Below are 20,260 nucleotides of genomic sequence, written 5' to 3' on the forward strand. Positions count from 1 at the left end.
ACCTATAACAAAGCCCGGCTCGTCGCCGGGCTTTGTTTTTAGCCCAACTTCTTTTTCAAATACTCTAACGACAACTTGTACGCATCCGCGGCCGCATTGGCGTCGTATTTCGGGTTACTGGGGTTGGCGAATGCGTGGACGGCGTCGTACATTTTGATGGTCACTTTCTTGCCCGCGGCTTTCATGTCTTCTTCGAATTTAGCGACAGTGGCCGGAGGGATACCCTGATCCTGGCTGCCAAATATGCCCAGGACGTCGGTGTTGAGCTTTTTCAGTTTTTCAATGTCGCTTTCAGGACGACCGTAATACATCACACAGCCAACAACCTGGTTGCCTCCTGCGATCGCATTCTGCAATGAAAGCATGCCGCCGAAGCACCAGCCGATACTGGCGATCTTGGCATTGGCGCCTGCATACTGGATGCCGCCCTTGGTAATAGCCGCCAGGCGCTCGGCGGGTGTGCTTTGCACCAGCTTCCCAGCCTCTTCACGGGTGGTCCCGACTTTGCCGTCATACATATCCAATGCGAGCACATTGACGTCGCCCAGGTCTTTATGCAGTTTGGCTGCTTCCTGTTTCACATAATCGTTTAATCCCCACCATTCCTGATATACAAAGAGCCATTTGTCGGACTTTTTCGGGGATTTGAGCAGAAAACCGGATGCCGTTTTGCCATCCGCGGCCGGGAAAGTGACCGTTTCGCCGGCGCCCTGATAAGTGAATGGGAGCGGCGTTTCGTGCAGCATCTGAAAATCAGCATTTGCGGCTAGTTCCGACATCGCATTCGCAGGTGTGTGACAGAGCGGAATGTTAGTTGGAGGAGCGTCCGGAGCGGGCAGGCTCATCTTCAAAAGAAAGATGGTTACCAGGAAAAAAATAGCTTTCATAAGTACAGATCAGAAGTGAACAGTTAGGATTGTGATATTAAATATATACAAAATACGGGTGAACGGTAACACCGGTTGCGCAGGCCGTTTTATTGCAGATTAATGAAAATATTGTACTTATTAAAATACAGGAACTTAATGTGCTTGCATACCCGTTAACTTTGCATTGAGTGAATGTAAGTCCATGAGCCGTAAGCAATACTTCTTTATTATCCTGATCCTCGGATCGCTGGCGACCGTCAGTCCTTTCTCCATTGACATGTACCTGCCGGGTTTTCCTCGGATCGCGTCGGATCTGAAAACCACTATCGACAAAGTACAACTTTCGCTGACCAGCTATCTGATTGGTATCTGTATCGGACAGGTACTCTACGGCCCGCTGCTCGACCGCTTTGGTCGCAAGAAACCGTTGTATGTGGGTCTGATACTCTATGTAATCGCGTCGTTTGGCTGTGCCATGACGTCGTCTGTGGATGCGTTGATCGCCATGCGGTTTTTCCAGGCAATGGGCGGTTGCGTGGGGTTGGTAGCGTCGCAAGCGCTCGTAAGCGATCTTTTCCCGGCCGATAAGCGTGCGGAAGTGTTTTCGCTCATTACGTTGGTCATTGCCGTCTCGCCGATGATCGCTCCTACGGTGGGTGGTTACGTGACGGCCTCCATAGCCTGGTACTGGATTTTTGTGATTCTGGCCGGCATTGTCAGCCTTATTATTCTGGCTATCTATTTCTTCCTGCCGACAGGCCGGAGCGCCGATACTACCGTTTCGCTTCGTCCCGAGGCGGTATTGGGTGGATACGTTACAGTGATTTCGCAGCCCCAGTTCCTGATTTACACACTGGCTGGCGGTTTGGCAACAGCCGCGCCATTTGCCTACATTTCGGGCTCTTCGGATGTGTTTATGAACATTTATAAAGTTTCCGAACAGCAATATGGCTGGATTTTCGCGTTCCTGGCTGTTGCCATGATCGGTTCTACCCAACTGAACCACTTCCTGCTAAAAAAATACACCAGTGAACAAATCATTCGCGTCACGCTCATTTACCAGAGCATCGTCGGTCTGTTCCTGATTGTCGGCGTGTACAACAACTGGTTCGGGCTTTTTTCGCTTATCGGGACGATGTTCGTCTTTCTCACCGGCCAGGGTCTTACCGGGCCCAACGCCTCTGCGCTTTCGCTGGCGCCTTTCCGCAAGCATACAGGTAGCGCTTCTGCGCTCATGGGTAGCTGGCGTATGGGTGCGGGAGCCGTTATCTCCGCTATTGTGAGCTTCCTGCATAACAACACCGCCATGCCGATGGTAGGCATGATGGCTTTCTGTGCTTTCGGCGGCCTGGTTATTCTTCAGGCAGGCAATGTGGTGGTACGTCACCGTGCTGCCCGGCGCGATGTGGAGGATGAGGTTTCGGTGCTTCTCTAAGGCAATGCCTTAATGGCGTTGAAAAGCATATCCATGAATGCGTCGCGGTCGATATCGTAAGCTACTGTGGCATTCGGCTCCTTTTGGAGCGTATTGTAGAAATCCACGACTGTTGCGCCGCGTGTAAGCTCGCCCTTTGTTTCCACATCCACATAGCAGGATTTCGTGGTAAAAATTCCCGGATTCATCAGCCAGGCAATTGCACATGGATCGTGTAATGCGGCCCCACCATTCAGTTCCACGCGGTTTTCCCGGTAGAAGTTGGAATAGAAATCCATCAGGTCCGCGGCTGCTTTGCCGCTCTCGTTGCCTAACGCCCTTAATAGGCTGATATCTTTTGCGAACACGAGCGCTTTGTGCGTGACGTCGAGCCCGCACATTGTGATCGGGACGCCGGACCTGAAAACGATCGCGGCGGCCTCCGGATCGGCGTAGATATTGAATTCGGCGAGGGGTGTCATATTGCCGCGGAAAATCCCGCCACCCATCAGCGAAATCCGCTGGATTTTACTTTTCAAATGGGGATAGGCCAGCAGAAAGGTCGCAATGTTCGTCAACGGGCCGGTAGGGACGATGTTAACCGGATTTTCAGAGGCGGAAAGGACCGAGGCAATGCCCTCTACCGCGCTGATAGGTTGTGCCTGCATAGCGGGCACGGGCAGCGTAGGGCCGTTAAGGCCAGTATCGCCATGGACGGAATCCGAGACTGCAAGCTTGTGAAAAAGCGGTTTCTCGGCGCCTGAGTACACGGGAATGTCCGTCGCGCCTATGAGGGTCAGCACCGTTAATGCATTCTGTAAAGTTTTCGCCTGGGTTTGGTTACCGGCGGATACCGTCACGGCCCGGATATTGAACCGGCCGCTGCCGTGGGCGAGCATGAGCATCAATGCATCGTCACTGCCGGGGTCACAATCTATAATTACCGGTATTTTATCCATCGTATCAATGAGAAGCTAATTCATGTTGGTAAGGAGCGGAGCTTTGCGCGCCCAAGCGCGTAACGGAAATTGCGGCTGCCAGGCAAGCGAAGCGGCTGGCGTCTTCAAGGGTTTCGCCATGATCGAGGGCTTTCAGCAATGCCCCGTTAAATACATCCCCGGCGGCTGTCGAGTCCACTGCTTCCACCACAGGAGCGGGGATAATTCCAGTGAAATCTTCGCTGGCCAGGTAAATGCCCTTGCTGCCGAGGGTAATAATGACATGCTGGACACCCTGCTCAAAAAAGTACGCCGCCGCCTTTTGAAGCGACTCTTCGTCATCTATCGGAATGCCGGTAATGAGCTCGGTTTCGATTTCGTTGGGGGTGATCAGGTAAAGGCCGCTGAGCAATTCGGGGCCGAGCCGCATGGCGGGTGCAGGGTTAAGGATGGCCCGGATTTGTTTTTCCGCACATTTCGCTAATGTCCACCGGACTGTTCCGGCCGGAATTTCCAGTTGAAGCAGGGCTAGCTTCACATCTTCAAATGCATCATCGGGGATATCGGCCGGATGCAGGTCCATGTTGGCTCCCGAAGCCACTACAATCTCATTCTGTCCCTGTGTATCGACTGTTATAAGTGCAACGCCCGAGGCGAGGGTTGGCGATTCGGACATGAAACGGGTATCGATTCCTTCCTTTGACAAACCGTCACGAGCCTGTTTTCCGAAAACATCGTCGCCCGTTTTGGCCACAAAGCGTACATCCGCGCCAAGCCTGGCAGCTGCCACGGCCTGGTTGGCCCCTTTACCGCCCGGGTTCATCAGAAATGTGCCTCCCAGCACCGTTTCGCCCGGTTTAGGGAAATATTCCGTTTTGACCACCATGTCGGTGTTGGAGCTACCAACAATCAGCACTTTCTGCTTCATTTCTGTTTCGCGATTGATTTTTTGTCGGCAAGAATTCTGACGCCGTGCTGTCCGCGCAAATTAATGTGCCCACACCTGTATTCATAGGGCGGAATCAAATAAAAGCGCCCGAATATTTCCGGCGCTCTACTTTTTGTTTATTTTTCCATGCTCAAAACACGATCATTCATGAAAAAACTGGTTTATTACGCATTCGCCGCGACGCTCCTGCTCATTCAGGCCTGTCAGAAAAAATCAGAAAAAGCAGAAGGTACTATGCCGCCGATTAGTGAAGTATTTGCCCGGTATTATGAAGAAAGACTTCCGCTTTATCCGCTGGAAGCGACGATGAACGGGGATAACCGTTTCAACGATAAGATGTCCGACGACCTCTCCCAGGCCGGAAAATCACAGATGACCGCCTTTTACAGGAAGTACCAGGACGAACTTGCCAAATACGACCGCGGGAAGCTCACGGACGAGGAAAAGGTAAGCTGGGACCTCATTGAATGGGAATGCAGCATTAATTTGGAAGGTTTGAAATATCCGGTAGAACTGATGCCGATCAATCAGATCTTCTCGACGCACCTGATGATCGGGCAGATGGCTAGCGGAAGTAGTTTGCAGCCGTTCAAAACCGTGAAGGATTACGACAACTGGCTGAAAAGGGTAGATGGCTTCGTGGTTTGGTGCGATACGGCGGTGGTGAATATGCGCAAGGGAATCAAGCTCGGCTATGTTTTGCCTGCACCACTCATCAAAAAGGTGATCCCTCAATTCGCTGACATGGACCACGGTCCCGTGAAAGACCATCTTTTTTATACGCCGGTGAAAAATTTCCCCAAAGATTTTTCCGACGAAGACAAAGCGCGGCTTGAAAAGGAATATGCAACGATGGTGGAGTCGAAAATCATTCCGACGTTCCAAAAGATGCATACTTTCCTGGAGAAAGAGTACCAGCCCGCAGGTCGTAATACCGATGGTTTCGCGGCGCTTCCAAATGGCAAGGCGCTGTATAATTACTATATCAAGTATTTCACAACGACCGAGCTGACTTCCGATGAGATCCATGAGATCGGATTGAAAGAAGTGGCCCGCATTTCTTCGGAAATGGAGAAAGTGAAAGCGCAGGTAGGCTATAAGGGCGACCTGAAATCCTTTTTCAATGCAGTGAGAACCAACAAGAAGCTGATGCCCTTCACCAAAGCCGGACAAGTGATCGCGCATTTCAATGAAATCCACGAGCGGATGAAGCCGAACCTTACCAAGCTTTTCGAATTGACGCCTAAAACGCCATTCGAAGTGCGGCGTACCGAGGCGTTCAGGGAAGCTTCTGCGTCTGCCGAGTATAATCCGGGGCTTCCCGACGGCTCACGACCAGGCATATTTTACGTGCCGGTGCCGGATGCGACCGAATACAATATCGTTTCGGACGAAAGTCTTTTCCTTCATGAGGCCATTCCGGGCCACCATTACCAGATTTCGTTGCAACAGGAGAATACCGCGTTGCCAGAGTTCCGGAAGAATTTGTGGTATAGTGCCTATGGCGAAGGCTGGGCATTGTACACCGAGTCACTGGGCAAGGAGCTGGGCCTTTATACCGACCCTTACCAGTATTTCGGCATGCTAAGCGCTGAAATGCATCGCGCTATCCGCCTCGTGGTGGACACCGGCCTGCATTCGAAGGGTTGGACGCGCAACCAGGCTATTCAATATTCACTGGATCATGAAGCGGAGTCGGAGGAAAGCATCACCGCAGAAGTGGAACGTTATATGGCAGGTGCCGGGCAGGCATTGTCCTACAAAATTGGCCAGCTGAAAATCCGCGAATTGCGCTCGAAGGCTGAAAAGGAAATGGGTACGAAGTTTGATATCCGTGCATTTCACAAGCTGGTGCTCGAGTCGGGTTGCGTGCCGCTCAAACTGCTGGAAGAAAAAGCAAACGCCTGGATCAAAGCAGGTAGATAATGATAAACCGTCACCCTGAGCGAAGTGTGATTTTGCTCTTCGAATAAAACGTCACTTTTTCCCTTTTCGAACAACCACATTTGACACCCGCGATTCTTCGAGTACGTCGGGATTGTGCGAACATACAAATAGCCCTACCAGCACCTTGGTCCCGAAATTGGGCATTTCGTGGGTGCCGATCAGTTGAAGGGGCTTGCCCTTTGCTGCCCCGCGCATCGTGTAGGTATTGCCTTCGCGCCTTACCTCGATCGTTTGAATAGCCTTCTCTTTGCTGAAAATCTCGTCTTCCGGATCGCGCATTTTATCTCCTTTCTTCACCCGCCATTGCAGCACGGTGAGCCCGTCGCCGTGAATGACGCCGCTCAGGTGCGAGGCATTGTCATCGGTCGATTCCCTCACCATCCATCCCACTTTCCGGTGCGCATCGTGGCCTTTTCCGACAAATTCAAAATCTGCGGAGACTGTAAAATCCCCTTCCATTTCACGGAACAAATACTGGAACTCGTCGCGCTCAAACCATATGTTATAACCGCCACCTTTCATCGTGTAAGTTTTTGTGGAGGGGTCGTAAGCCGAATAGCCCGCCAATTTTGGGCTACCGATGTCCTTTCCTGCTTCAAAAAGGCCGATTGTGGGCGGTACGAAGCTTGCCAACACAATAGTTGTCAGTAGAATAGCTAAAAAAAATCTTTGCTGCATAGGGGTAATATATGTCTTAGGAGCAGTATAGAACAGGATAGTTGCTAGTTCTTAATTGGCATTATTGCTTCAATAAATGTACATTTTTTTAGTTAAGTATATATACTAACAAAAAAGTGTGGATGATGAACCTGAACCCAAGATGATCTATTTAAGGAATAACATTTTGCTGCTGACCGGAGCAGTTGTAGCCGCTTTGGGCTTCCAGTCGTGCGATAACAAGCCGGGAGGCGCTGCCGGGGAGAAATTGCCGGAGCAGGTGAGCTATAATTTCGATATCAGGCCCATTCTTTCCGACAAATGCCTCGCCTGCCACGGTCCCGATGCGAACAAACGGGAAGCAGGCTTGCGCCTCGACGACCCCGTAAGTGCTTTCGCAGCATTGAAGGACAATCCCAAAGCGCATGCCCTGGTGGCAGGCAAACCCGACCATTCGGCGGTTTACCTGCGCATTACCACCGAGGATACGACCCTCCGGATGCCGCCGCCCGCGTCCAATCTCAAACTATCTCAACGGGAAATTGACCTGATCGGTAAGTGGATCAAACAAGGGGCGAAATATGAAAAGCATTGGGCATTTGTGGCGCCCAAAAAGCCAAAGTTGCCTGAGGTTGATCATAAGGATTGGGCCAAAAACGAAATAGACTATTTCATTCTCGAAAAGCAGGAGCAAAAAGGCCTCGAACCTAGTGCAGAGGCCGACAAGGAACGATTGCTGAAACGCCTGAGCCTCGATCTGAACGGATTGCCGCCGAGCCTGCAACTGATGGACGAGTTCCTGGCCGACAACAGCCCGAATGCCTACGAGAAAGTGGTCGACAAGCTGCTCGCTAACCCTACTTACGGGGAAAAAATGGCGATCCACTGGCTTGACCTCGCCCGCTACGCCGACTCGCACGGCTACCAGGACGACGGCTACCGTACGCAATGGCCCTGGCGCGACTGGGTGATCCACGCCTTTAACAAAAACATGCATTATAATGATTTTGTAACGTGGCAACTCGCCGGCGACCTGCTCCCAAACTCCACGAAGGAGCAGCTGCTGGCGACGGGCTTTAACCGGAACCACAAGATTACCGAAGAAGGTGGGGTCATACCGGAAGAATACCGCATTATGTACGTTACAGATCGCAACGACCTCTTTGGTAAGGGTTTGCTGGGTGTTACGCTCGAATGCGCACATTGCCACGACCATAAGTATGATCCGTTCTCTCAAAAGGAATACTACCAGATGTTTGCATTCTTCAACAATGTGAACGAAGTGGGCATCGAATCAGTGATTGGCGGGCCGGAGACTTATGCCAAGAAACCATTGATGGAGATCAGCAACGACGAAGTCAAGAATATCCTGACGTTCATTAACAAGCCTGATACCAACCGGCTGATCGTGTCGGTGATGGGTGATCTGGACACACTGCGCAAAACCCACGTACTCAAACGCGGTGCCTATGACGCACCCGGTGAAGAAGTGCAGGCCGGTACACCGACGGCCATTTTGCCATTCGATAAGAAATACCCTAAAAACAGGCTGGGGCTCTCGCAATGGCTGTTCGACAAACGCAATCCGCTGACGGCACGGGTGTATGTCAACATTTTGTGGCAAGAGTTCTTCGGCAAAGGCATTGTGAAAACCTCTGGCGATTTCGGAATGCAAGGCGAGCTGCCGACCCATCCCGCTCTGCTCGACTGGCTGGCAGTGGATTTCATGGAGCATAATTGGGATGTTAAACGGTTTGTCAAAAAAATGGTGATGTCGGCTACTTACCGCCAATCGGCAGTGGTAACGAAAGAAGCCCTCGCGCACGACCCCGATAATGTGTACCTAGCGCGCGGGGCGCGCTACCGTATCCACGCGGAGTTTGTGAAAGACCTCGTACTCGCGAGCAGCGGGCTGCTCAACCGCTCCATCGGAGGGCCGAGTGTGAAGCCCTACCAGCCTTCGGGCTTGTGGGAAGGCGCTACTTCTGGGCGTGGACTGCTGTCGGTCTATAACCAGGACCATGGGGCGAGCCTTTACCGCCGCGGCATGTACACGCTCATTAAACGAACAGTTCCACCGCCTACCATGGCCATTTTCGACGCCAGCAACCGCGATTTGTGCGAGGTGAGGCGCCTGAAAACCAATACCCCCTTGCAGGCGCTGGTAATGATGAACGACCCTACGGTGCTGGAAGCATCGCGGGTGCTGGCTGCCAAGCTGTTGCAGGAAAAAACCAGCACCGGTGAGAAGATCACGAAGGCATTCAGGCAGATCGTTTGCCGCACGCCGAGCCAGAAAGAACTGGAAGTCCTGACCGGCTATTATGAGAAGGAATTGAAGGAAATTCAACTCCAAAAGGCTGAAAAGATGGTCTCGGTAGGCGAGTATCCGCTCACCAAAAACATCGACAAAAAGGCGCTGGCATCGCTTATGCGCGTCATTTCGACGATTTACAATCTGGAAGAAACCATCACGAAATCATAAACCAAAGCCGGCATTAACGGCGACGGACGACAATGGAAAAGGAAATCATTGAACACGGATTTAGTTTCAACAGAAGGCGTTTTCTGTCTACCATGAGCCTGGGGATCGGAAGCGTCGCGCTGGGCTCGCTGCTCATGCCCGACCTGTTGAAAGGGGGAGGATTGGAAGAGGAAGGCCTTGCACCGGGTATCCCGCATTTTGCGCCCAAGGCGAAGCGGGTGATTTATTTATTTCAAAACGGTGCACCTTCGCAGCAGGAGCTTTTTGATTACAAACCGAAGCTTCGCGAAATGTTTGGGCAAGAAATCCCGCCTTCCGTGCGGGGGACACAGCGGCTTACGGGCATGACGGCCAATCAGGCATCGTTTCCGCTCGTGGGGTCGTTCGTAGATTTCAAACAATATGGCCAGTCGCGGGCGTGGGTGAGTAACCTCATGCCCTATACTTCCAAAATCGTGGATGACCTGTGTTTTGTCCGCTCGATGTATACCGAGGCGATCAACCACGATCCCGCTTTGACATTCCTTCAAACCGGCTCGCAACAGGGTAACCGGCCGAGTATGGGCTCCTGGCTGAGCTACGGGCTTGGTAATGAGAATAAAAACCTGCCGAATTTTACGGTTTTGCTGTCACGCGGTGTGGGTAACGGACAGGGAGTGTATTCCAAATTGTGGTCCAACGGCTTCCTCGACTCTGTGCATCAGGGCGTGCAGTTCAGTAAAGGCGAAGATCCGGTGCTTTACCTGCGCGACCCCGACGGAATGGATCGGAAAGAGCGTCGCGATATGCTCGACAAGCTTTCCGAACTGAATGATCTGTCGTACCAAGAATTCGGCGATCCGGAGATTGCCGCCAAGATCAAGCAGTATGAAATGGCCTACCGTATGCAAACAGCGGTGCCGGAGGTGATGGATTTGTCCAAAGAATCGGATGATATTATCAAACTGTACGGCCCCGAATGCCTCGTTCCGGGTACGTACGCGGCCAACTGCCTGCTTGCGCGCAAGCTATCCGAAAACGGCGTGCGGTTTGTACAGCTTTATCACCAGGGCTGGGACCAGCACGGTAATCTGCCATTTGAAATAACCAAACAGGCAATGGACGTCGATCAGGCTTCTGCGGCATTGGTAACCGATTTGAAACAGAGAGGATTACTGGATGAAACGCTCGTGATCTGGGGCGGAGAGTTTGGGCGCACCAGCTACACGCAGGGCAAGCTTACCCCCGAAAACTATGGACGCGACCACCATCCGCGTTGCTTCACGGTATGGATGGCCGGCGGCGGCATCAAACCCGGAATGGTGTATGGCGAAACCGACGAACTTGGCTACAACATTGCCAAAGACCCGGTGCATGTGCACGATTTTCAGGCTACGATACTGCATCAACTCGGGTTGAACCACGAGAAGCTTATATTCAAGCACCTCGGCCGCCGTTACCGGCTCACCGACGTTTCGGGCAAGGTGGTACGGGACATTATCAGCTGATTTTTTGAGAGTTGTTATCATTGATCAATTTTTTGGTGGAATTTTAAATGCATTTGAGACTCAGGGTTTTCGCGGAACAGTTATTAGTTGCTTCCAATATTTTCATACTGTTTTTACTGCTCTTCGAAAGCAAACTCGTCATTCCGGCGTGGCTGCAAACTATCGGCCGGATGCACCCGCTTATCCTGCACTTCCCGATCGTGATCCTGCTGCTGGCGATGCTGCTGGAATTCTTCCGTTTCAAACCGGAATACGCTGAAAATGCATTTTACCGCAACTTTTTACAGGGCCTGTTGCTCATAGGAACGCTCTTTGCGGCTGTGACGGTGATAATGGGCCTGTTTCTATCCCGCGAGGAAGGCTACGAGGGCGCTACGCTGAATTACCACAAATGGACGGGCGCGGGCATCTTCTTTTTTGCATCCATTATCTACTGGGTGAGGAATGCCGGATGGTACAAGTCAGTTACGGCCAAGGCCGGCGCCCTGCTGACGGTGGTGGCGCTGGTATTGACCGGGCATTTCGGCGCCGCGCTTACACATGGCAGCAATTTCATTTGGGAGCCAATTTCCAGTAAAAGAGAAGTCGCGGAAGTTCCTTTGGATCAGGCCATGGTGTATGCCCATGTGATCCGGCCCATTCTTGAACAAAAATGTACAAGCTGTCATAATCCCGACAAACTGAAAGGCGAGCTCATCCTGACAGACCCCAAGTCGATCATGAAAGGGGGGAAATCAGGCAAGCTGATCGTTCCAGGTAACCCCCAAATGAGCCTGCTTCTGCAAAGGGTGCATTTGCCCATGGAAGAAAAAAAGCACATGCCGCCGTCGGGAAAAACACAGCTTACCTTGCAGGAGATCTCGTTGCTTACATTATGGGTGAAGCAAAAAGCGGATTTTAATAAAAAACTGACCGATTTGCCCGTATCCGACTCGCTCCGGGTGATGGCTGCGGCATTCCTTCAACCGCACAGCCAGCAAGAAGCATACGATTTTCCTGCTGCCGACGAAGATAAAGTCAAATCTCTGAATACCGACTACCGCACGATCCTGCCCCTGGCGCGTGAATCGCCGGCGCTGGCAGTGAATATTTACAATGCTTCGGCCTATCATGTGAAGCAATTGGACGAACTGGCAGATATCCATAAACAGGTTATTTCATTGAATTTAAACAAAATGCCTGTCAAAGACGCCGATGTGAAAAGCATTGCGAAGTTTGAAAACCTCCGCAAGCTCGATCTCAACTTTACGGACGTCAGCGCGGCGGGTTTAAAAGAATTGGCAGGTTTGAAATATCTGCAAAACCTCACATTGTCCGGTACAAAACTGAATCTGAACGATTTGAAAGGGCTGTTACCTCAATTGAAGAGTGTCAAGACCGTGGCCGTTTGGGATACGAAGCTATCTGCCGCAGATGTGCTGCAATTGCAACAGGCGAACAAGGGCATGACTATCATCGGAGGTTTCAAAGACGATGGCAAAAACCCACTCAAACTCAATCCTCCGCAAATGCGGAATGCGTCGCCGATTTTTGCGCAGACATTGGTTGTCGATATTCAGCATCCGATCAAAGGGGTGGATGTGCGTTTCAGCATGGACGGCTCCGAGCCCGACAGTATCAGGTCGCCATTGCTCGATCACAAAACGGTAATCAACAGCAATACCACCATCCGTGCCAAAGCCTACAAAAATGGCTGGTATGGCAGCGACATGATCGTTTTCGATTACTACAAAAGTGCCTACCAACCCGACAGCGGCACATTGCTCGCTCCACTGAACCGCGTGCACCAGGCCGAAGGCGTGAAGACATTCTTTGATCATAAACTGGGGGTTATCGGAGCCAACAATCCCGCCTGGGCCAACAACTGGGCGGGGGTTAGGGACAACGACATGGCTTTCGTCTCGGAATTTAAGAAGCCGGTGACGCTGTCGTCGCTGGGCGTGCGCTACATGGTGGAAGAAGATACCGGCATTTTTCCTCCCGAGCTGGTCGAAATATGGGGTGGTACCACGCGCGACAATATGAAGCTGCTCACGAAGTTCAAGGCACCGATGCCTGTGAAAGGGGAGAGGCCATCATTACAGAGTGTGGCGGGGTCGTTCAAACCGCAGCAGGTTTCTTACATTAAAATCATAGCCAAACCACTCAGCAAAATACCCGTGTGGCACCGTAACAAAGACAAACGTGCCTTGCTGCTCGTGGATGAAATGTTCCTGAATTAATTACGCTTTGCCGAGCCTGCGCCACATTTCCGCGCAGGCGCGCGCATTGTGGTAGGGGCATTTCCAAAAGTTGATTTTGTCGCCTTTCACGGGCGTACCATCCTCTTTCACGGTGCCAAACCATTCGCCCCTTTCGTGGTCGACGAACTCGTTGACGATGTAATCCCAGCTTTTTTCGGCTTTTGTTTTAAACTGAGCATCTTTCGTGAGCTGGTAGGCATTATAAAAACCCACGAGCTGCTCGGCAGCAACCCACCAGCTGCGGTCTGTTTGGGTATGTTTTGTTTCGGGGTCGTATTCATAGTTTAATGCACCATCCGGCCCGAGGCCTTTGGAAGCCGCGATCGCCATCGCAATAGACTTCTTTTTCATGCGGGCGATCAGCTTCTTGTCGTGCAATATTTCCGCCGTTTCGAAGAGCAGCCAGGATGCTTCTATGTCATGCCCGAACGAAACGATATGGTCTTTCGCTTTCCATTTTTCATCGAAAAACAGCTGCATGGTTTCGGTTTTCGGGTTGACGATGTGCGTGATGATGGCATCGAGCATTCCGGCAGTCTGTTTTTTGAGCTTTGCATCCGGCCACACGCTGTACAGGTTCGTATAGGCTTCCACCAAATGCAAGTGCGTGTTCATGCTTTTGTTCCACGGGCTTTTGCTGAGAATGTAATCATCCGTAGGTGACCAGTCTCGGGCAAATGCCTCGCGGTAACCGCCGTTGACGGGGTCGAAAGCATGTTTTTCAATCACCTCAAAAAGCGACTGCGCCTTTTCTAATGCAGGTTTAAAATGCGTCACACGATAATATTCCGCCAGCCCGTACATCGCGAATGCATTACCGTAGATCTGCTTTTTTGTTTCCAATGGCGAGCCATCCGCATTCACGGACCAATACACGCCGCCATGTTCGGAATCGATGAAGTTTTTAACCAGCTGCTGATACGCGCGGTCCGCCAGCGTCAGGTATTTCGCCTCCTTCAACAACCGGTGTGCGAGCGAGAACGTCCATAAAAGCCGCCCAGTGAGTACAACCGAACGGGGCGAGTCTTTCACCGGCTGATTTTCATAGCTTACCCGCCCGTAAAATCCACCCTTTTCAGGATCAGGCCCATATTTTCCCCAATAATCAAGGATAGCTATAAACTCTTTCTTAAATGCTTCGGGCGTGAATGCGGCCATGGTTCTGGTCTTTTTTGTAAAAAAAGCAACCGGGCGTAACTTCATACTTGCTGTGAGATTTCCTATTAAAATTCTGTCGGTAGCTTTTTCTTTTCGAGTGATGGCCATTAAAAAAGCCTAATGCACAATGCATCAGGCTTTTTGCTTAGGATTTAACGGCGCGTCAATCGCCCTGGTTTTCTTCCTGGCTCTCGTGGTTGTCGCCGCCGAGGCTGTAATAATTGTTTTCTTCATCTTCACGACCGATCGCCTCATCGTCGTCGTCGTATTCCGAGCCCGGGACGTCGAGATCTTCGCCGGTCAGGTCGTCTTCAAACGACTTTTCATTCCAGTCATCCGAATCTATCTCCAGTTCGCGCTTGATGCGGGAAGTATCTTCGGGGTCGATATCCGGATCGATCAGGCCCTGGCGGAAAATGTCTTCTTCCGCGGGATAATTGCCGGGAAGGTCTTCATCATATAGTTCATCGTCTTGATCGTTTGGGCCCATAGTTGTAATGGTTAAGTGTACTGAATCAGATAGTCGGTTTTCTGTTTTCCGGGTATTGGTTAAAAAAGCATTCCCGGACGCTTTTATCTAAAATAAATGTTTTCACCCAATTTTTCGATTGCATGCAAAGAAAATTAATCCGGTCAACCGGCGCCCTGGTCGTGCTGGCAGCAGCCGCCACCGCGCTGTTCGGTTACCGCAACCAGCCCCCCTTTAAATCCCCCCTCTACACGCCCGTTGACGCAAAAGAACTGAAATTGCCGGCAGGCTTTTCGGCTACCGTGCTTGCTACCGATCTCGGCGCCACCCGGCATATGGTGGTGGGTAAAAATGGCGACATGTATGTAAAGCTTTCCAAACTCAAAGATGGTAAGGGTATCTATCTGCTGCGCGACACGAATGGCGACGGCGCCATCGATGAGCAGAAACTTTTCGGGGAGTATCCCGGCACGGGCATCGCGATCAAGGATGGCTTTCTGTACAGTTCTTCCAACAAAGGCGTTTTCAGGTATAAACTGAATGCGAAAGACGAAATCATCGATTTCGACAAACCCGAAAATATCATTAGCGGGCTTACCGACCACGGTAGGGACAATGCAAAGCCCCTTGCGCTGGATAACAAAGGGAATATCTACGTGACGGTAGGTTCATACAACGACAACTGCCGTGCGACGGGCTCAGCCAAGGGGATGTCGCCTTGCACCATCCTCGATTCGGCAGGCGGGATCTGGCGTTTCAAGGCGGGCCAGCTGAACCAGCAGTTCTCCGACGGCACGCGTTTCGCCACGGGCGTGAAAAATGCGGTGGGCATCGATTGGGATAACAAAACCAATGCGTTATATGCTACCACGCACGGCCGCGGCAAATTCGACGACATGTATCCGCAATATTATACGCCCAAGAATAGCGCCGAGCTTCCTGCCGAAACGCTTTATCGCCTCAAAGAGGGCGACGATGCGGGCTGGCCGTACATTTATTACGATCATTTTCAGAACAAAAAAATGCTTGCACCCGAATATGGCGGCGATGGCAAGAAGACAGGCGGAGAAAAAGCAATCGATCCGTTGGTAGCTTTTCCGGCGCATTTAGGGCCCAATGCATTGATGTTCTATACGGGCAATATGTTCCCGGCACGTTACCGGAATGGCGCGTTCATCGCTTTCCATAGCCAATCATCTGAATTGAAAAAGGGCTATCTGGTAGCGTTCGTGCCGTTTGTGAATGGGAAACCGGGTAAATGGGAGATTTTCGCCGATAATTTCGCAGGTACCGATCTCGCTAAACCGACCGGTCCCATTCAGCACCGCCCGTGCGGTCTCGCGCAGGGGCCCGACGGTGCGCTTTACGTGACCGACGACCTGAACGGCACTATTTTTAAAATTGCCTATAAAAAGAAATAGCCTGAGGATTGAATAAAAGAGGTCGAATTAAATGTGATTAACGGAATGTGTTTTCACTCTTTTGATTCGACCTCTTTATATTTATAAGCAGCGTAACAATTACACCTTCGGCAATGTGGCGAAGGCTCTCACCGGAAATGTGCCTACGCCTTTGAACTTCGGCGGTACCGCACTAAACAAATAGCCGGACGCAGGCAGTTTTTCCAGATTACATAGATGCTCGACGATCAGAATTTCGGCGCCCAGCAGAATGGTGTGCACCGGGCGGCTGTTACCACGGGTGTCGTCGATGTTGTGGCTGTCGATCCCCACCAGTTTCACGCCGCAATCGCGCAGATATCCGGCCGCCTCACCCGTTAGAAATGGATGGTTTTCGAAATAGGCCTCGGTATTCCAGTTTTTCGACCAATCGGTGCGAACTATGACGGCTTTGTTTCGGATTTCGAGATCTTTGAAGAAATCAACACCCACCTCCAAAGCCCCCGTTGCGTCGATCGTGACCGCGTCGAGGTTTGCAAATGATTCCAATTGGACCTCCGAAAGGTCTTTCCCATGCCCGTACCGGTGAAACGGACAGTCAATATAGGTGCCTGTGTTACTGACCATTTCGATTTTGCCGATCTGGAATTCGGTACCTTCTTCGTATCGGCCTCTGGAATCTTCACGGCTGAGAAAATCACAAATTAACGGCGCTGGAAGGCCTTTGTAGGTGATCAGGCCATCAAAAATGGTATGGCTCAAATCCACCAGAAGTTCCGGCGATGGCTGATCAACCGGCTGGCGTTTATGTTTTTCCTGAATGTAAAACTTGTTGAGGATCTTAACCTGTCCGACCATTAGCAGTCGGAGGTCTGCGATGATGTAATCGGCCAGTTCTTCATCGGTGATCGTTTCGCCGGTAATGTCGAGCCGGAAATCCTGCCCCTGAATGCCTCCGCCGTTTGTAAATTCAATATCAAAATCAAAAACTACCCTGTGATCCATAGGTTATTGTCATGTATTTCAAAAATTGGTGTCCGCCTTGTCCAGTTCCGTTTCCTTGATCCAGATGTTGCGGTAATACACATCGTGGCCTTCCGACTGCAATTTCAGTCCGCCGGGTGTGTCGGTAATTCCTTTCCCGCCGTCGTTTCCACCATCGATACCCGAGTTTTTACCACCCCAAACCTGACTGATCTTCTGGTTGGTATGCACTTTCTTGCCATTGAAATACAGCGTTACCATTGGCTGCTCCACGAGTTTCCCGTCCTTGAACCGCGCTGCGCGGAAAAGAATATCATATGAATTCCATTTGCCGATGCCATTATAGGCATAATACGGCGATTTGGATTCATTGATCACCGCTGCCATTCCGTGCGAGGTAGTATCGCCGTCGAGCACCTGGATCTCGTACCGGTTTTGGAGGTAAACACCGCTGTTTCCCCCCGGTTTGGTGATCAGGAACTCCACATGCGCGCGAAAATCCTTAAACTGTTTTTTCGTAACAATATCCGCTGAGCCGTACAACCCGCCCGCCGACGCCGGATCGTTGCAGTTGATCACGGTACCTTTATCGACGGGGTCATTCACGACCGTCCATTTGATCGGCGGCTTGGCCGCAAACCGCGGGCCCTCCCAGTAGATCCATTTTTCGTCAAGCATTTTGCGGCTGCCGTCGAGATACACTTCTGCGCCTTTGGGGGCTTTTACTCCTACACCCACCTGTGCGTGCGCGAGGCCCGTGCATGCGATGGCGAGCGCCTGGCCGAGGAAAATGCTTTTCAGCTTCGAGAAATTTCGGTTCATATTGTTGTTTTTTATACCTGGATATAAGGGTTGGAAATTATTATTTACTCACCACCGTGTTATAACTTCTCTTCAAAGAGTTTCAAAATACGCTTGTACTCGTCCGTCCACGACGATGCTTCCACAAATCCATGGTCCTCCATGGGGTAGGAGGCCAGCTCCCAATTGTTTTTACCCAGCTCGATAAGCCGCTGCGCCAGGCGGACAACATCCTGATAATGCACATTTACATCCACCATTCCGTGGCAGATCAGCAGATTGTTTTTCAAGCCGGCTGCGTGGTAAATGGGTGAGCTTTTACGGTAGGCGAGACTATCGGCCTGTGGTTCGTTGAGGATATTGGCCGTGTACGACTGGTTATAGGCGGCCCAGTCGGTAACAGGGCGCAGTGCGGCGCCGGCTGTAAATACGTCCGGTGTCGTGAACAGCGCCATCAATGTGATGAAGCCGCCATAGGAGCCGCCGTAAATGCCGATTTTTTTAGGGTCAACGCCGTAGGTTTTCACGAGCCACTGTGCACCGTCGGTGTGGTCGGTGAGGTCTTTCCCGCCCATGAAGCGGTAAATGCCCGTGCGCCAGTCGCGGCCATAACCCGAGCTGGCTCGGTAATCCATATCGAGCACGGTGTAGCCTTTGTCGGTGAGCAGATTATGGAACATATATTCCCTGAAATACTGGCTCCACCACTTATGGGCATTTTGCAGGTAACCTGCACCATGGACAAATATCACTGCCTTCCCATTCGACTGTTTCGGTTCATAAACCCGAGCATAAATAGGCTGGCCGTCCGTGGCTTTGATCGTCACAACCTTCGCCTCGCGCCAGGGATAGGAAAGGAATTCCGGTGAAACGGAGCGCGTGAGCTGAACCGGTTGCGTATTTTTGACGGACGCATTGTCGAGCAGATAGAGCTCCCAGGGCGCATTGCTTTTGGAAAAGCGGATGGCGATATTTTTCTCGTCGGGCGAGAGCGTCATCTCATGCGCGCCGGGCGTGTGCGTGAGGCGCGTACGCATGCCACCTGTCGCGGGCATGCGGTAGACATGCTGCTCGCCCGGGTGTACTTCGTTGGTAATGAGATAGAAATTCTTTTTATCCTTCGAGAGGACGACGTTTTGTACTTCGAACCGGCCGGAAGTCAATGCTGTTTTCTTGCCGGACGTAATGTTGAATGCGTACAAATGCGAGTACCCTGTCGCCTCACTTTGGAAATAGATCGTCTGGTCGTCGAGCCAGCCTGTTTCCCCGGCGCTCTGCGGGTAGCCGCCCACGCCCGGCCCGCCGATCCACGCTTCGTCGCGCTGGCGGTCGAGGAGCCTCAACGAAAGCGTCGCGGGATCGAAAGACATGATCCAGCGGTCCTTGCTATCCAGTGAACGAATCACAATCACGGCATTTTGCCCGTTATCCGACCAGAATGGGCCGTGAAAAATGACTTTGCGCTCCTTTTTCTTTCCTGCCGAATCTTGTTTAGGATAATCTTTGAGGTAATCGGGTTTGTCGTAAATGCCCGGTATCGTTTCTGTCGCCACTTTTCTCGCGGTATCTTTTCGGACGTCGTATACCCAAAGTTCGCTTTCCGACTCCGGTGCGCCTACTTTTGTACGGGCCGGGATGTCTTCGGTAAAACCGCTTTCCGTCACATAGTTAGGCACAATGGTCGATTTGGCACTTTTGTCCGCTTGGGTAAGCCGGTAAGTAACATAGTGGCCGTCGGGACTGAGCTGCTGGTTTGAAACATTCTTTTCGCCGAGGTAAATCTCCTTCGGCCTGGCAGGTTTGTCTGCGTCGGTTATCTTTTTGCCGTCATCCTTTTTGTTTTTCCTTTCTTTCAGTACCTGAGACATCGAGAGCTGATCCGCTTTCAGGAATTTTTCCTGCTCGCTGGGTTTGCCATCCTGCTTTTTTGTCCCTGTTTTAAAATCGGTAAACTGGCTGATAAGCCCGGAAGCCAATGTAATGCTGAAAAGGTTGTTGCCGCGCTCGAAAATGACAGCGCTTTCGTTCAGGCTAAATGCAGGATTGGTCTCCCTTTCGGTCGTATTCGTGAGTTGCCGGATCGCGAAATCCTTATAGTTCACAATGAAAAGATCGCCATTCTTTTCATAAAGCCGCATGGAATGGGAGCGGTTGTAAATGCCGTTTTTACCGGTCATCCGTCGCCGGTCGGCAGGGGCAACTTTGCTGATCTTTTTGCTTGCCAGTGAATAAGCATAGAGCGAATCGGAAGGGTTTTTATCCGGATTCCAATTGAAATACACCGTTTTGGAATCATCGGCCCAGGTAATATCGCTTGGAGACGTCCCGATCCACGTCTTCGGGTCCCGCATAATTTTCTCGACGGTGAGCGGGGCGAGGGATTGGGCGTGGAGGTTGTTTGCAAAAAAAATGGAGGTAAGAAATGCGAATTTGTAAAGATGCTTCATGTTTTAAGGTTA

The 20,260-nt window shown here is 51.4% G+C and carries 15 protein-coding genes; 6 read left to right on the forward strand and 9 right to left on the reverse strand.

Going from position 1 to position 20,260, the window contains the following annotated elements:
- Positions 1-38: 38 nt before the first annotated feature.
- Positions 39-887 (reverse strand): dienelactone hydrolase family protein, encoded by an 849-nt coding sequence (locus IEY24_RS26610; protein WP_188938217.1) that lies wholly within the window; start codon positions 885-887, stop codon positions 39-41.
- Positions 888-1,071: 184 nt separating this feature from the next.
- On the opposite strand from IEY24_RS26610, the gene IEY24_RS26615 reads away from it, so the two are divergent.
- The gene (locus IEY24_RS26615; RefSeq protein WP_188938220.1) at positions 1,072-2,304 is read left to right on the forward strand and encodes a multidrug effflux MFS transporter; all 1,233 of its coding nucleotides are present in this window, start codon (positions 1,072-1,074) and stop codon (positions 2,302-2,304) included.
- Here IEY24_RS26615 and IEY24_RS26620 read toward each other — a convergent pair.
- The gene (locus IEY24_RS26620; protein ID WP_188938223.1) at positions 2,301-3,242 is read right to left on the reverse strand and encodes a nucleoside hydrolase; all 942 of its coding nucleotides are present in this window, start codon (positions 3,240-3,242) and stop codon (positions 2,301-2,303) included. The two genes, IEY24_RS26615 and IEY24_RS26620, sit on opposite strands and share 4 nt — an antisense overlap.
- Before the next feature lie 4 nt (positions 3,243-3,246).
- Positions 3,247-4,149 (reverse strand): ribokinase, encoded by a 903-nt coding sequence (gene rbsK / locus IEY24_RS26625; RefSeq protein ID WP_188938225.1) that lies wholly within the window; start codon positions 4,147-4,149, stop codon positions 3,247-3,249.
- Between the two features lie 168 nt (positions 4,150-4,317).
- Between rbsK and IEY24_RS26630 the strand changes: the two genes are divergently transcribed.
- Positions 4,318-6,096 (forward strand): DUF885 domain-containing protein, encoded by a 1,779-nt coding sequence (locus IEY24_RS26630; RefSeq protein ID WP_188938228.1) that lies wholly within the window; start codon positions 4,318-4,320, stop codon positions 6,094-6,096.
- A gap of 51 nt (positions 6,097-6,147) precedes the next feature.
- Here IEY24_RS26630 and IEY24_RS26635 read toward each other — a convergent pair whose 3' ends face one another.
- Positions 6,148-6,795 (reverse strand): hypothetical protein, encoded by a 648-nt coding sequence (locus IEY24_RS26635; RefSeq protein ID WP_188938231.1) that lies wholly within the window; start codon positions 6,793-6,795, stop codon positions 6,148-6,150.
- Between the two features lie 142 nt (positions 6,796-6,937).
- Between IEY24_RS26635 and IEY24_RS26640 the strand changes: the two genes are divergently transcribed.
- From IEY24_RS26640 to IEY24_RS26650, 3 genes are read left to right on the forward strand one after another with little or no spacing between them, the layout of a single operon-like run.
- Complete coding sequence (locus IEY24_RS26640; protein ID WP_188938234.1) at positions 6,938-9,259, forward strand: PSD1 and planctomycete cytochrome C domain-containing protein; 2,322 nt, start codon at positions 6,938-6,940, stop codon at positions 9,257-9,259.
- 32 nt (positions 9,260-9,291) lie between these two features.
- Positions 9,292-10,746 carry a DUF1501 domain-containing protein gene (locus IEY24_RS26645; protein WP_188938235.1) on the forward strand — a complete coding sequence of 485 codons (1,455 nt, stop codon included), beginning with the start codon at positions 9,292-9,294 and terminating at the stop codon, positions 10,744-10,746.
- 47 nt (positions 10,747-10,793) lie between these two features.
- Positions 10,794-12,968: a c-type cytochrome domain-containing protein gene (locus IEY24_RS26650; protein WP_188938236.1), complete on the forward strand. Its 2,175-nt coding sequence runs from the start codon at positions 10,794-10,796 to the stop codon at positions 12,966-12,968.
- Here the strand turns inward: IEY24_RS26650 and IEY24_RS26655 are convergent, their stop codons facing one another.
- Together IEY24_RS26655 and IEY24_RS26660 are read right to left on the reverse strand one after the other, a co-directional pair.
- Positions 12,969-14,192 (reverse strand): AGE family epimerase/isomerase, encoded by a 1,224-nt coding sequence (locus tag IEY24_RS26655; RefSeq protein WP_308420642.1) that lies wholly within the window; start codon positions 14,190-14,192, stop codon positions 12,969-12,971. It abuts the gene before it with no gap.
- Between the two features lie 118 nt (positions 14,193-14,310).
- Positions 14,311-14,637: a hypothetical protein gene (locus IEY24_RS26660; protein WP_188938237.1), complete on the reverse strand. Its 327-nt coding sequence runs from the start codon at positions 14,635-14,637 to the stop codon at positions 14,311-14,313.
- Between the two features lie 122 nt (positions 14,638-14,759).
- Here IEY24_RS26660 and IEY24_RS26665 point away from each other — a divergent pair, with 122 nt between their 5' ends.
- Positions 14,760-16,037 carry a PQQ-dependent sugar dehydrogenase gene (locus IEY24_RS26665; RefSeq protein WP_188938238.1) on the forward strand — a complete coding sequence of 426 codons (1,278 nt, stop codon included), beginning with the start codon at positions 14,760-14,762 and terminating at the stop codon, positions 16,035-16,037.
- Positions 16,038-16,136: 99 nt separating this feature from the next.
- Here IEY24_RS26665 and IEY24_RS26670 read toward each other — a convergent pair whose 3' ends face one another.
- From IEY24_RS26670 to IEY24_RS26680, 3 genes are read right to left on the reverse strand one after another with little or no spacing between them, the layout of a single operon-like run.
- Positions 16,137-17,021, reverse strand: a complete 885-nt coding sequence (locus IEY24_RS26670; protein WP_188938240.1) for a cyclase family protein — start codon at positions 17,019-17,021, stop codon at positions 16,137-16,139.
- A gap of 18 nt (positions 17,022-17,039) precedes the next feature.
- On the reverse strand, positions 17,040-17,822 hold the full coding sequence (locus IEY24_RS26675; protein WP_188938243.1) for a 3-keto-disaccharide hydrolase: 783 nt from the start codon (positions 17,820-17,822) through the stop codon (positions 17,040-17,042).
- Positions 17,823-17,881: 59 nt separating this feature from the next.
- Positions 17,882-20,248: a S9 family peptidase gene (locus IEY24_RS26680; RefSeq protein ID WP_188938245.1), complete on the reverse strand. Its 2,367-nt coding sequence runs from the start codon at positions 20,246-20,248 to the stop codon at positions 17,882-17,884.
- Positions 20,249-20,260 lie beyond the last annotated feature (12 nt).

The sequence above is a fragment of the Dyadobacter endophyticus genome (assembly GCF_014641595.1).
Lineage (GTDB): Bacteria > Bacteroidota > Bacteroidia > Cytophagales > Spirosomataceae > Dyadobacter > Dyadobacter endophyticus.

What these genes read in the sequence shown, in the direction of transcription:
- rbsK (WP_188938225.1), bottom strand. Translation starts at nt 4,149, where the DNA reads ATGAAGCAGAAAGTGCTGATTGTTGGTAGCTCCAACACCGACATGGTG.
- IEY24_RS26640 (WP_188938234.1), top strand. Translation starts at nt 6,938, where the DNA reads ATGATCTATTTAAGGAATAACATTTTGCTGCTGACCGGAGCAGTTGTA.
- IEY24_RS26670 (WP_188938240.1), bottom strand. Translation starts at nt 17,021, where the DNA reads ATGGATCACAGGGTAGTTTTTGATTTTGATATTGAATTTACAAACGGC.
- IEY24_RS26660 (WP_188938237.1), bottom strand. Translation starts at nt 14,637, where the DNA reads ATGGGCCCAAACGATCAAGACGATGAACTATATGATGAAGACCTTCCC.
- IEY24_RS26630 (WP_188938228.1), top strand. Translation starts at nt 4,318, where the DNA reads ATGAAAAAACTGGTTTATTACGCATTCGCCGCGACGCTCCTGCTCATT.
- IEY24_RS26610 (WP_188938217.1), bottom strand. Translation starts at nt 887, where the DNA reads ATGAAAGCTATTTTTTTCCTGGTAACCATCTTTCTTTTGAAGATGAGC.
- IEY24_RS26620 (WP_188938223.1), bottom strand. Translation starts at nt 3,242, where the DNA reads ATGGATAAAATACCGGTAATTATAGATTGTGACCCCGGCAGTGACGAT.
- IEY24_RS26615 (WP_188938220.1), top strand. Translation starts at nt 1,072, where the DNA reads ATGAGCCGTAAGCAATACTTCTTTATTATCCTGATCCTCGGATCGCTG.
- IEY24_RS26665 (WP_188938238.1), top strand. Translation starts at nt 14,760, where the DNA reads ATGCAAAGAAAATTAATCCGGTCAACCGGCGCCCTGGTCGTGCTGGCA.
- IEY24_RS26655 (WP_308420642.1), bottom strand. Translation starts at nt 14,192, where the DNA reads ATGAAGTTACGCCCGGTTGCTTTTTTTACAAAAAAGACCAGAACCATG.
- IEY24_RS26645 (WP_188938235.1), top strand. Translation starts at nt 9,292, where the DNA reads ATGGAAAAGGAAATCATTGAACACGGATTTAGTTTCAACAGAAGGCGT.
- IEY24_RS26635 (WP_188938231.1), bottom strand. Translation starts at nt 6,795, where the DNA reads ATGCAGCAAAGATTTTTTTTAGCTATTCTACTGACAACTATTGTGTTG.
- IEY24_RS26680 (WP_188938245.1), bottom strand. Translation starts at nt 20,248, where the DNA reads ATGAAGCATCTTTACAAATTCGCATTTCTTACCTCCATTTTTTTTGCA.
- IEY24_RS26650 (WP_188938236.1), top strand. Translation starts at nt 10,794, where the DNA reads ATGCATTTGAGACTCAGGGTTTTCGCGGAACAGTTATTAGTTGCTTCC.
- IEY24_RS26675 (WP_188938243.1), bottom strand. Translation starts at nt 17,822, where the DNA reads ATGAACCGAAATTTCTCGAAGCTGAAAAGCATTTTCCTCGGCCAGGCG.